Raw genomic sequence first — 10,858 nt, forward strand, 5'->3', positions numbered from 1 at the left:
ATTTGGTGCTGCAGATTTGGGAGACGCGTTAAATGGCGCATAACGAAGCAGTCGACGTAGTTCTGGTAGGGGCGGGCATCATGAGTGCCACCCTGGCCGTACTGCTCAAAGAGCTCGACCCCGCGATCAAGCTGGAAGTCGTCGAGCTGATGGATTCCGGTGCTGCCGAGAGTTCCAATCCGTGGAACAACGCCGGTACCGGCCACGCCGGCCTGTGCGAGCTGAACTACACGCCGCAGGCCGCCGACGGCAGCGTCGACATCAAGAAAGCCGTGCACATCAACACCCAGTTCGAGGTGTCGAAGCAGTTCTGGTCGTACCTCACCAAAAAAGGCACGTTCGGCTCGTGCAAATCCTTCATCAGCCCGGTGCCGCACCTGAGTTTCGTTCAGGGCGAGAGCGGTGTGTCGTTCCTCAAGGAACGCTTCAATGTCCTGAGCAAGCACCACGCGTTTGCCGACATGGAGTACACCGAAGACAAAGGCAAAATGGCCGAGTGGATGCCGCTGATGATGCCGGGCCGCTCGCCAGACGAAGTCCTCGCCGCCACCCGCGTGATGAACGGCACTGACGTCAACTTCGGCGCCCTGACCAATCAGTTGCTCAAGCACCTGAGCAGCGCCCCGGATACCCAGGTCAAATACTGCAAGCGCGTGACTGGCCTCAAGCGTAACGGCGCCGGCTGGACCGTCAGCATCAAGGACGTCAACAACGGCAACACCCGCGAAGTCGATGCCAAATTTGTCTTCCTCGGTGCCGGTGGCGCAGCCCTGCCGTTGCTGCAGGCTTCGGGCATCGAAGAAAGCAAAGGCTTCGGCGGCTTTCCGATCAGCGGCCAGTGGCTGCGTTGCGATAATCCGGAAGTGGTCAAGCACCACCAGGCCAAGGTCTACAGCCAGGCGGCCGTGGGTTCGCCACCGATGTCGGTGCCGCACCTCGACACCCGCGTCGTCGACGGCAAGAAATCCCTGCTGTTCGGGCCATACGCCGGTTTCACCACCAAGTTCCTCAAGCACGGCTCCTTCATGGACCTGCCGATGTCGGTGCGCGCCGGCAACATCGGGCCGATGCTGGCGGTGGCAAAAAACAACATGGACCTGACCAAGTACCTGGTCAGCGAAGTGATGCAGTCGATGGAGCAGCGTCTGGAATCCCTGCGCCGCTTCTACCCGCAGGCGAAAGCCGAAGACTGGCGCCTGGAAGTGGCCGGCCAACGAGTGCAGATCATCAAGAAGGACCCGAAAAAGGGTGGCATCCTGCAGTTCGGTACCGAGTTGGTCGCGGCGAAAGACGGCTCCCTCGCCGCCCTGCTTGGCGCATCGCCGGGCGCGTCGGTGACCGTTTCGATCATGCTCGAGCTGATCGAGAAGTGCTTCCCGGGCAAGGCGTCCGGCGAGTGGGCCGCTAAACTGGCAGAAATCTTCCCGGCCCGTGAAAAGGTTCTGGAAACCGATGCTGCGCTGTATCGCAAGATCAACACGCAGAACAACATCGCCCTGGAACTGGTTGAGGAAAGCAGCGAGACGCCAAGTTTTGCTTGATCGCGCCGCATGAAAAAACGCCCCATTCGGGGCGTTTTTTTTATGTCTTTCAGAAGCAAAAGATCGCAGCCTTCGGCAGCTCCTACAGATTAAACGCAAACCCCGTGTAGGAGCTGCCGAAGGCTGCGATCTTTTGATCTTAACCGCGAACTTTATCGATCAGCTCGATGTAGTCCGGGGCGTTGCGCTGATCGGCGATCAGATCAACGAAGGTCTTGCCCTGCTCGTCCTTGCCATCAAGGTCATAACCGGCCGCAACGAAGAACCCCAGAAAACGCTCGAAATCATCGATGCGCAAACCGCGATAGGCCTTGATCAGTTTGTGCAGCGACGGCGAAGTGGCGTCGACCGGCTCAAAATCGAGGAACAGCTTGATCTGCTCATCGCCGATCTCGTCACCAATCACTTGTTTCTTATCTTTACGCATTGCCGACTCCAGCTCGCAGACATGACACGGGGCGGGCAGTTTACCCCTGCCCGACCGCCCGGCTCAACGCGGACGAATCGCCCCGGTGTGCAAATCCGCCCAGATGTGGCCGTTGGCGTAACTGAGGAACTGCACATATACCGTGTCATTGCGCAGCAGATCCATCACCACGCGGTATTGCGCCAATGGATAGAACAGCGTCAGGGTTTTGCTTTTTTCGTCGTAGACCGGTTTTTTCAGGCTTTTGCTTTCGCCGTCGAAACTCACCAGCACCTGAGAAATGCTCGCGCCTTTGTTCAGCGACTTGCCTTTGAGGCGGATCAACAAAGATGAAGTGACCGGAATCGGCTGCTGATTGGACTGACGCTGCGCACCGACCACCACCGAATACTCGCTGACCTGCATGAGTTGCTGCTGCTCGGGCTCGGCATCGCGCACGGTCAGATCGTCCGGCGGCAGGAACTGGCTGTGCATCGGCGCGGCGGACAGTGGCAAGCTGAGGGACAGCAACAAGGCGGCGAGGCTGCGGATCAAGAGGCGCATGACAGACTCCGGAGGGCGGGGCCGGGCACTCTAGCATGGGATTAAAAGCAAAAGATCGCAGCGTTCCGCAGCTCCTACAGGGTGTACATCAATCCCATGTAGGAGCTGCCGAAGGCTGCGATCTTTTGATCTTGCTTACATGCCTTTAACGGCGTAAATCCCGTTGGCATTGCGCCAGTAACCTTTGTAGTCCATGCCGTAACCGAAGATGTAACGGTCGATGCACGGCAGGCCGACGAAATCGGCTTTCAGGTCAGGGCGTGCCTTGCGGTCGTGATCCTTGTCGATCAGCACGGCGGTGTGCACTTTGCGTGCGCCGGCGTGTTTGCAGAAGTCGATGATCGCGCCCAGGGTGTGACCTTCGTCGAGGATGTCGTCGATGATCAGCACGTCACGGTCGATGAACGAGACTTCCGGCTTGGCTTTCCAGAACAGATCGCCGCCGCTGGTTTCGTTGCGATAACGGGTCGCGTGCAGGTAGGACGCTTCCAGCGGGAATTGCAGATGCGTCAGCAGTTTGCCGGAGAAGATCAGGCCGCCGTTCATCACGCAGAACACCACCGGATTGCTGTCAGCCAGTTGTTCGTTGATTTGTGCACCGACGCGGGCGATGGCCGCCTCGACTTCAGACTCGGTGTACAGGCAGTCAGCCTCTCGCATGATTTGACGGATATGCTCGAGATCAGCGGACATGGCGCTCTCCAGGGGGTTGGCGGAATTGGAAAAGCGGGCAAAGGTACGCATCCCGCGAGGTCGAATCAAGCTCTTATGGACTAACGTACAGAATGTCCTATAGGACATCACCCTCGGATAGATTAATCTAGGCCGGTTTTTTTGCCCGCCGCCGGAGCCTTTCCCATGCCCATCCTCGAGATCCGCCATCCGCTGATCCGTCATAAACTCGGCCTGATGCGCCGCGCTGACATCAGCACCAAGAATTTCCGCGAGCTCGCTCAGGAAGTCGGCGCCCTGTTGACCTATGAAGCTACAAAAGATCTGCCGCTCGAATCCTACGACATCGCTGGCTGGTGCGGCACCGTGTCGGTGGAGAAGATCGCCGGCAAGAAGATCACCGTCGTGCCGATCCTGCGTGCCGGTATCGGCATGCTCGAAGGCGTGCTCAGCCTGATCCCGGGTGCCAAGGTCTCTGCTGTGGGCGTGGCCCGCAACGAAGAAACCCTGCAAGCGCACACGTATCTGGAAAAACTGGTACCGGAAATCGACGAACGTCTGGCGATGATCATCGATCCGATGCTCGCCACCGGCAGCTCCATGGTTGCCACCATCGACCTGCTGAAGAAGGCCGGTTGCCGCGACATCCGCGCCATGGTGCTGGTCGCCGCGCCGGAAGGCATCGCCGCCGTAGAACAGGCGCACCCGGACGTGACCATCTACACCGCGTCCATCGATGAGCGCTTGAACGAGCACGGCTACATCATTCCTGGGCTTGGCGACGCCGGTGACAAGATCTTCGGCACCAAGCAGAAGGACGCGTAACCATGCAGCAAGAGTTCAACGATCCGCTCTGGCGCACGGTGCTGTCCGGCGCGCAGATGCTGTTCGTGGCTTTCGGCGCTCTGGTGCTGATGCCACTGATCACGGGCCTGGACCCGAACGTGGCACTGTTTACCGCAGGTCTTGGGACGATTTTGTTCCAGATCGTCACCGGGCGTCAGGTGCCGGTGTTCCTGGCGTCGAGCTTTGCTTTCATTACTCCGATCATTCTCGCCAAGGGCCAGTTCGGCCTCGCCGCGACCATGGGCGGGGTGATGGCGGCTGGTTTCGTCTACACCTTCCTCGGCCTGGCCGTGAAGATCAAAGGCACCGGCTTCATTGACCGTATGCTGCCACCGGTGGTGATCGGTCCGGTGATCATTTCCATTGGCCTGGCCATGGCGCCGATTGCCGCGAACATGGCGATGGGCAAGGCCGGCGACGGTACCGAGCTGATCCACTATCAGACGGCGATGATGATTTCCATGCCGGCGCTGCTGACCACCTTGATCGTGGCGGTGTTCGGCAAGGGCATCTTCCGACTGGTGCCGATCATTTCCGGGGTGCTGGTGGGATTTGCCATGTCGTTCTATTTCGGCGTGGTCGACACGGCGAAAATTGCTGCCGCGCCATGGTTCGCCCTGCCGCACTTCACCGCGCCGGAGTTCAACTGGCAGGCGATTCTGTTCATCGTTCCGGTGGCACTGGCGCCGGCGATCGAGCACATCGGCGGCGTGATTGCCGTGGGTAGCGTGACCGGTCGCGATTACCTGAAGAAGCCGGGCCTGCATCGCACTCTGCTCGGTGACGGCATCGCCACCACCGCCGCCGGCCTGTTCGGCGGCCCGCCCAACACCACTTACGCCGAAGTCACCGGCGCGGTGATGCTGACCAAGAACTACAACCCGAAGATCATGACCTGGGCGGCAATCTTCGCCATCACCCTGGCGTTCATCGGCAAGTTCGGCGCGCTGCTGCAAAGCATTCCGGTGCCAGTGATGGGCGGGATTCTGTGCCTGTTGTTCGGTTCGATCGCAGCAGTGGGCATGAACACCCTGATCCGCCACAAGATCGACCTTGGCGAAGCGCGCAATCTGGTGATCGTCTCGGTGACGCTGGTGTTCGGCATTGGCGGTGTGCTGGTCGGCACCGGTACCGGCCCGGACGACTTCGGCCTCAAAGGCATCGCACTGTGCGCGGTGGTGGCGATAGCGCTGAATCTGATCCTGCCGGGCAATGATGGCTGGAAGAACAAGAAGGCGGATGAGCCGCTGATTTAACGCCTGAAGATTGATCGTTCCCACGCTCTGCGTGGGAATGCAGCCCGTGACGCTCCGCGTCACTGGACGCAGAGCGTCCCTAGAGGCATTCCCACGCAGAGCGTTGGAACGATCATCACAACGCCAGCGGCGCTCTTTCGCAGAGGGTGGCCAAGGCCTTGGCCCATTGCGGGTCGTCGTTCAGGCACGGCACTAGCACCAACTCCTCGCCCCCCGCTTCGCGGAACTGTTCCTTGCCGCGATCGCCGATCTCTTCCAGTGTCTCGATGCAATCGGCGACGAACGCCGGGCACATCACCAGAATCTTTTTCACCCCGCTTTTGGCCAGTTCATCCAGCCGCGCTTCGGTGTACGGCTCGATCCATTTCGCCCGGCCCAGGCGCGACTGAAACGATACCGACCATTTGCCGTCCGCCAGGCCCATGCTTTTGGCGAAGGCGGCGGCGGTACGGAAACACTGCGCGCGATAACAGGTCGCCAATACCGCCGGCGAGGCGGTCTGGCAGCAATCGGCGCCCTTGAGGCAGTGCTTGCCCGTCGGATCGAGTTTGGTCAGATGCCGCTCCGGCAAGCCGTGAAAGCTCAGCAGCAGATGATCGTAGTCCTGCTGCAGATGCGGGCGCGCGCTGGCGGCCAGTGCCTCGATGTATTCCGGCTGATCGTAGAACGGTTGCAGGATTGACAACTGCACGTCGAGTTTCTTCTCGCGCAGCACGCGCCGGGCCTCTTCGATCACCGTGGTCGTGGTGCTGTCGGCGAACTGCGGGTACAGCGGCGCCAGCGTGATTTTCTTGTGCCCGGCCTTCACCAGACGCAGCAGACAGGTCTCGATCGACGGCTCGCCATAACGCATCGCCAGATCCACCGGGCCGTGTTTCCACGTTCGGGTCATCTGCTCCTGCAAGCGGCGGCTGAGCACCACCAGCGGCGAGCCCTCCTCCCACCAGATCGAAGCATACGCGTGCGCCGATTGCTCGGGACGCTTGATCAGGATCAGCGACACCAGCAGCCGCCGCAGCGGCCATGGCAGGTCGATCACGTAGGGGTCCATCAGAAATTGATTGAGGTAGCTGCGCACGTCGGCCACCGAGGTGGAGGCCGGAGAGCCCAGGTTGACCAGAAGCAAAGCGTGATCGGTCATGCAACGTCCTATTTCAGAGGCGGCTGGAGAGATCATCCAGGGCCGCGCGTAAATCCGTAAAGCGGAAGCTGAATCCGGCTTCCATCAAGCGTGCCGGCGTCGCGCGCTGGCCGCCGAGCAACAGCAGTGACAGCTCGCCGAGCATGACTTTCAGCGCCAGGGTCGGCATCGGCATGAACACCGGGCGGTGCAATACGCTGCCCAGGGTCTTGGCAAATTCGCGGTTGCGCACAGGTTTCGGCGCGCAGGCATTATAAGGACCGCTGGCCTGATTCCGGTGCAGAAGAAAATCAATCAGGGCGATTTGATCGTCGATGTGAATCCACGGCATCCACTGCCGACCATTGCCCAAAGGCCCGCCGAGCCCGAGCTTGAACGGCAGCAACAGCCGCGACAAAAAGCCGCCCTCGGCCGACAGCACCAGCCCGGTTCGCACCAGCACCACGCGGATGCCGAGATTCTCGGCGCGCAGCGCGGTTTCTTCCCAGGCGATGCACAATTGGCTGGCGAAATCGTCAATGCCGGGCGGCGAATCCTCCGTCAATTCGCGCTCGCCACCGTCGCCATACCAGCCGATCGCCGAGCCGGAAATCAGCAACGACGGTTTCTGCGCGCGAGTTTCCAGCCACGCCAGCAGCGTCTCCGTCAGCGTGATGCGACTGCTCCACAGCAACGCCTTGCGTCGATGGGTCCAGGGGCGATCGGCAATCGGTGCGCCGGCGAGATTGACGATCGCATCCAGCGGCTCTTCGCCGAGGTCCTCCAGATTCGCAATCCCGCGCACTTGCGGGCCGCAGATCTGCGCGACCTTTTCCGCGCGGCGACTCCACACCGTCAGGCGATGGCCCTGCTCCAGCCAGTGTCGACAGAGCTGACGTCCTATCAAACCAGTACCGCCGGTCAGCAATATGTGCATGACATCTTCCTCGCGTGGCGTTTAACCCGGATCACTAGTCTATTTTTATAGGCAGGGATCTTTTCTATCGGGCAGGCTCTATGGTTTAACAATAGGCCAAGCTGTCAGAACGAGAACGCTAGAAGTTATACCAAAAAACAGAATTGTACAGGTTTCATCGACGGCGTAGTCTGTACAGAAAGGTAAACGAGGCCCCTATGACTGTACCTATCGCAATCATCGGCACCGGCATTGCCGGGCTCTCCGCCGCCCAGGCTCTGACAGAGACCGGGCATACCGTTCAACTGTTCGATAAAAGCCGCGGCAGCGGCGGGCGCATGTCGAGCAAGCGCAGCGACGCTGGCTCGCTGGACATGGGCGCTCAATACTTCACCGCGCGCGATCGGCGCTTCGTCACCGAGGTGCAGCGCTGGCAGAGCCAGGGCTGGGCCGCCGAGTGGACGCCGCAGCTCTACACCTTCCAGGGCGGGCAACTGAACATGTCGCCGGACGAGCAGACCCGCTGGGTCGGCACGCCGCGCATGAGCGCCATCACCCGCGGCCTGCTCGATGGCCTGGATGTGCAGTTTGCCTGCCGCATCACCGAGGTCTATCGCGGCGAAGAGCACTGGCATCTGCAGGACGCCGACGGCTGCACCCACGGCCCCTTCAGCCACGTGGTGATCGCCACGCCGGCACCGCAAGCCACCGCGCTGCTGGCCGCCGCGCCGAAACTCGCCGGCGTTGCTGCCGGGGTAAAAATGGAGCCAACCTGGGCCGTCGCCCTCGCCTTCGAAACCCCACTCGATACGCCGATCGAAGGTTGCTTCGTGCAGGACAGCCCGCTCGACTGGTTGGCGCGCAACCGCAGCAAACCCGGGCGCGACAGCACCCTCGACACCTGGGTGCTGCATGCGACCAGCGCCTGGAGCCGACAGCACATCGACCTGTCCAAGGAAGCGGTGATCGAGCATCTGCACGGCGCTTTCGCCGAACTGCTGCACAGTGCCATGCCTGCGCCGACCTTCAGCCTCGCCCACCGCTGGCTCTACGCGCGCCCCGCTACCGGCCACGAATGGACGACGCTGGCCGACGCCGATCTGGGCTTGTACGCCTGTGGCGACTGGTGTCTGTCGGGTCGCGTCGAAGGTGCCTGGCTCAGCGGTCAGGAGGCTGCACGTCGCTTGCACGAACACCTGCAATGAACCGCATCAATCCGCGCAAATTGCTGCTGTCGAAATGGACAGCAGCCCACCCGCAAAACCGCGAGAAACATTTTCTGGTCACCGAACTGATCCGCGACGAGGAAGGTACGGTGCTGGAGGTTGAATTGCAGGCGGTGCTGACCCAGCGCAGCGAGCGACTGGACTGGCAGGTGCTTAGAGACGCCGAGCACTGGATCCTCGGCTGGAAATGAGATTCCCCCTGTAGGAGTGAGCCTGCTCGCGATAGCGGTTGATCAGCCAAAATCATCTGCGCCTGACCCACCGCTATCGCGAGCAGGCTCACTCCTACAAAAAACTTATACAAATCATTTGACTTGTACATCCATCGTTCTATGCTGAGGAAAAGTTGTACAGAGATAACTCTCTGTACAGGTATAGATTCGAGGTGCTCATGTCTACAGCTTCCCTGTCCAAGCCGAAGATCGCCATCAGCGCCTGCCTGTTGGGCGAAGAGGTGCGCTACAACGGTGGGCACAAGGAATCACGGCTGTGCAGCCGTACCCTCGCCGAATATTTCGATTTCGTCCCGTTGTGCCCGGAGGTCGCCATCGGCATGGGCATTCCCCGCGAGCCGATTCGGCTGGTGGGCGACCCTGAGCAACCTGAGGCCGTCGGCACCGTCGACCGGGCCATCAATGTCACCAAACCACTGGCCGAGTACGGCGAGAAAATGGCCGGCGAGCTGCAGGACCTTTCCGGCTACATCTTCATGCAGCAGTCACCGTCCTGCGGCCTGGAGCGGGTCAAGGTCTATCACGCCAACGGCGCGCCAGTGAACGGTGGCGGACGCGGCATCTATGCGCAGGCTTTCTGTGCGCAACATCCTGACCTGCCAGTGGAAGAAGCCGGACGCCTGAACGATCCGGTGCTCCGGGAAAATTTCATCACCCGTGTATTGGCCTACAGCGCCTGGCAACAAGTGCTCGCCCAGGGCCTGACTCGCCGCGCCATTACGGAATTCCACTCTCGCTACAAATACCTGCTGATGGCGCACAACCCGCTGCAGTACAAAACCCTCGGCAAAATGCTCGGCAACATGGCCAATAGCGACCCCGCCGAACTCGGCCCGCGCTATTTCAGCGAACTGATGGCCGCACTGAAGAGGTGCGCTACACGTGGCACTCACTGCAACGTGCTGCTGCACCTCAGCGGATATTTGAAACAATCGCTGAGCGCCGAAGACAAACAGGAAATGCAGCATGTCATCAGGCAATACCGCCAGGGCATCGTGCCGCTCGTGGTGCCATTGACCCTGCTCAAGCACCACTTTCGCCTCCATCCGGATCCATACATTGCGCAGCAGGTTTATCTGCAACCGCACCCGGAAAACCTCAGTCTGCGAAATGCGATCTAATGAACGATAAAACCGACAGCAGCGCGCAGGAAGACCTCGGCGCTGACTTCAAGAAAGCCCTCGACGAGGGCTGGTTGCCGATTCGCGAAGTCGCCCGGCAGACCGGCGTCAACGCCATCACCCTACGGGCGTGGGAACGTCGCTACGGGCTGGTGGTGCCCCAGCGCACGCCCAAGGGCCATCGACTTTACAGCGCTGAACATGTGCAGCGGATCATGGCCATCCTCACCTGGCTCAATCGTGGCGTTGCGGTCAGCCAGGTCAAGCCGCTGCTCGACGCGCCGCAAGCCTTCACTGAAACCGTGGAGAACGATTGGCAGCGTCTGCGCCAGACATTGCTCTCGGCAGTCACCGCGCTCAATGAGCGCACGCTGGATGACAGCGTCAACCAGGCCATCGCGCTCTACCCACCGCGCACCCTGTGCGAGCAGTTGCTGATGCCGCTGCTGGCCGAACTCGAACAGCGCTGGCAAGGCCAGTTCGGCGCACAAATGGAGCGGACGTTTTTCTTCTCCTGGCTGCGCAGCAAGTTCGGCGCGCGCATCTATCACAACAACCGTCAGCTGCATTCGGCGCCGCTGCTGCTGATCAATCATTCCGACCTGCCGCTGGAGCCGCATCTGTGGCTGTGCGCGTGGCTGATCAGCAGTGCCGATTGCCCGGTGCAGGTGTTCGACTGGCCGCTGCCGGCCGGTGAACTGGCGTTGACCGTCGAGCAACTGCAAGCCCGTGGCGTGCTGTTGTATTCGAGCAAAGCCATGCAACTGGCGCAGTTGCCAAAACTGTTGGCGAACGTCAATTGCCCGACCTTGATCGCCGGACCTGCGGTGCACATCCACCACACCGAATTGTCCGCACGCACCGCCCAGGCTGCCAATCTGTTCCTGGCTGAAGATCCGCTTGCAGCCCATCAGGCGCTGCTCGAGCGTGGATTGATTTGATGATGGGTGTAATCAC

12 protein-coding genes are annotated in these 10,858 nt (G+C 60.7%); 7 read left to right on the forward strand and 5 right to left on the reverse strand.

What is annotated here, in order from left to right; translation table 11 throughout:
* Positions 1 to 32: 32 nt before the first annotated feature.
* On the forward strand, positions 33 to 1,541 hold the full coding sequence (gene mqo, locus J2Y90_RS01065; protein WP_064362137.1) for a malate dehydrogenase (quinone): 1,509 nt from the start codon (positions 33 to 35) through the stop codon (positions 1,539 to 1,541).
* Positions 1,542 to 1,680: 139 nt separating this feature from the next.
* Here the strand turns inward: mqo and J2Y90_RS01070 are convergent, their stop codons facing one another.
* The 3 genes from J2Y90_RS01070 to J2Y90_RS01080 all read right to left on the reverse strand — a co-directional run bounded on the left by J2Y90_RS01070 (position 1,681) and on the right by J2Y90_RS01080 (position 3,204).
* On the reverse strand, positions 1,681 to 1,968 hold the full coding sequence (locus J2Y90_RS01070) for a PA4642 family protein (RefSeq protein WP_253495830.1): 288 nt from the start codon (positions 1,966 to 1,968) through the stop codon (positions 1,681 to 1,683).
* Positions 1,969 to 2,031: 63 nt separating this feature from the next.
* Positions 2,032 to 2,511 (reverse strand): hypothetical protein, encoded by a 480-nt coding sequence (locus tag J2Y90_RS01075; protein ID WP_253495832.1) that lies wholly within the window; start codon positions 2,509 to 2,511, stop codon positions 2,032 to 2,034.
* A 135-nt stretch (positions 2,512 to 2,646) separates the two neighbouring features.
* On the reverse strand, positions 2,647 to 3,204 hold the full coding sequence (locus J2Y90_RS01080; RefSeq protein ID WP_016773231.1) for a hypoxanthine-guanine phosphoribosyltransferase: 558 nt from the start codon (positions 3,202 to 3,204) through the stop codon (positions 2,647 to 2,649).
* A 165-nt stretch (positions 3,205 to 3,369) separates the two neighbouring features.
* Here J2Y90_RS01080 and upp point away from each other — a divergent pair, with 165 nt between their 5' ends.
* Both upp and J2Y90_RS01090 read left to right on the forward strand, forming a co-directional pair.
* Entirely contained in the window at positions 3,370 to 4,008 is a 639-nt protein-coding gene (gene upp, locus J2Y90_RS01085) for a uracil phosphoribosyltransferase (protein ID WP_024014279.1), read from the forward strand.
* A gap of 2 nt (positions 4,009 to 4,010) precedes the next feature.
* On the forward strand, positions 4,011 to 5,285 hold the full coding sequence (locus J2Y90_RS01090; protein ID WP_253495834.1) for a uracil-xanthine permease family protein: 1,275 nt from the start codon (positions 4,011 to 4,013) through the stop codon (positions 5,283 to 5,285).
* 115 nt (positions 5,286 to 5,400) lie between these two features.
* Here the strand turns inward: J2Y90_RS01090 and hemH are convergent, their stop codons facing one another.
* A complete protein-coding gene (hemH, locus tag J2Y90_RS01095; protein ID WP_253495836.1) occupies positions 5,401 to 6,426 on the reverse strand; it encodes a ferrochelatase in 1,026 nt (341 codons plus the stop codon).
* Between the two features lie 13 nt (positions 6,427 to 6,439).
* Positions 6,440 to 7,342: a TIGR01777 family oxidoreductase gene (locus tag J2Y90_RS01100; protein ID WP_253495838.1), complete on the reverse strand. Its 903-nt coding sequence runs from the start codon at positions 7,340 to 7,342 to the stop codon at positions 6,440 to 6,442.
* A gap of 197 nt (positions 7,343 to 7,539) precedes the next feature.
* On the opposite strand from J2Y90_RS01100, the gene J2Y90_RS01105 reads away from it, so the two are divergent.
* From J2Y90_RS01105 to J2Y90_RS01120, 4 genes are all read left to right on the forward strand, one after another.
* Positions 7,540 to 8,526, forward strand: coding sequence for an NAD(P)/FAD-dependent oxidoreductase (locus J2Y90_RS01105; protein ID WP_123420105.1), 987 nt, complete (start codon positions 7,540 to 7,542; stop codon positions 8,524 to 8,526).
* Entirely contained in the window at positions 8,523 to 8,738 is a 216-nt protein-coding gene (locus tag J2Y90_RS01110) for a TIGR02450 family Trp-rich protein (protein WP_253495840.1), read from the forward strand. Before J2Y90_RS01105 ends, J2Y90_RS01110 begins: the two co-directional genes overlap by 4 nt.
* A gap of 200 nt (positions 8,739 to 8,938) precedes the next feature.
* On the forward strand, positions 8,939 to 9,901 hold the full coding sequence (locus J2Y90_RS01115; protein WP_253495842.1) for a YbgA family protein: 963 nt from the start codon (positions 8,939 to 8,941) through the stop codon (positions 9,899 to 9,901).
* On the forward strand, positions 9,901 to 10,842 hold the full coding sequence (locus tag J2Y90_RS01120) for a MerR family transcriptional regulator (protein WP_253495844.1): 942 nt from the start codon (positions 9,901 to 9,903) through the stop codon (positions 10,840 to 10,842). Before J2Y90_RS01115 ends, J2Y90_RS01120 begins: the two co-directional genes overlap by 1 nt.
* Positions 10,843 to 10,858 lie beyond the last annotated feature (16 nt).

The sequence above is a fragment of the Pseudomonas koreensis genome (assembly GCF_024169245.1).
Classification (GTDB): domain Bacteria; phylum Pseudomonadota; class Gammaproteobacteria; order Pseudomonadales; family Pseudomonadaceae; genus Aquipseudomonas; species Aquipseudomonas koreensis_F.

Excerpts from the sequence above, each read along its gene's own strand:
- mqo (WP_064362137.1), top strand. The coding sequence starts at position 33 with ATGGCGCATAACGAAGCAGTCGACGTAGTTCTGGTAGGGGCGGGCATC.
- J2Y90_RS01070 (WP_253495830.1), bottom strand. The coding sequence starts at position 1,968 with ATGCGTAAAGATAAGAAACAAGTGATTGGTGACGAGATCGGCGATGAG.
- J2Y90_RS01075 (WP_253495832.1), bottom strand. The coding sequence starts at position 2,511 with ATGCGCCTCTTGATCCGCAGCCTCGCCGCCTTGTTGCTGTCCCTCAGC.
- J2Y90_RS01080 (WP_016773231.1), bottom strand. The coding sequence starts at position 3,204 with ATGTCCGCTGATCTCGAGCATATCCGTCAAATCATGCGAGAGGCTGAC.
- upp (WP_024014279.1), top strand. The coding sequence starts at position 3,370 with ATGCCCATCCTCGAGATCCGCCATCCGCTGATCCGTCATAAACTCGGC.
- J2Y90_RS01090 (WP_253495834.1), top strand. The coding sequence starts at position 4,011 with ATGCAGCAAGAGTTCAACGATCCGCTCTGGCGCACGGTGCTGTCCGGC.
- hemH (WP_253495836.1), bottom strand. The coding sequence starts at position 6,426 with ATGACCGATCACGCTTTGCTTCTGGTCAACCTGGGCTCTCCGGCCTCC.
- J2Y90_RS01100 (WP_253495838.1), bottom strand. The coding sequence starts at position 7,342 with ATGCACATATTGCTGACCGGCGGTACTGGTTTGATAGGACGTCAGCTC.
- J2Y90_RS01105 (WP_123420105.1), top strand. The coding sequence starts at position 7,540 with ATGACTGTACCTATCGCAATCATCGGCACCGGCATTGCCGGGCTCTCC.
- J2Y90_RS01110 (WP_253495840.1), top strand. The coding sequence starts at position 8,523 with ATGAACCGCATCAATCCGCGCAAATTGCTGCTGTCGAAATGGACAGCA.
- J2Y90_RS01115 (WP_253495842.1), top strand. The coding sequence starts at position 8,939 with ATGTCTACAGCTTCCCTGTCCAAGCCGAAGATCGCCATCAGCGCCTGC.
- J2Y90_RS01120 (WP_253495844.1), top strand. The coding sequence starts at position 9,901 with ATGAACGATAAAACCGACAGCAGCGCGCAGGAAGACCTCGGCGCTGAC.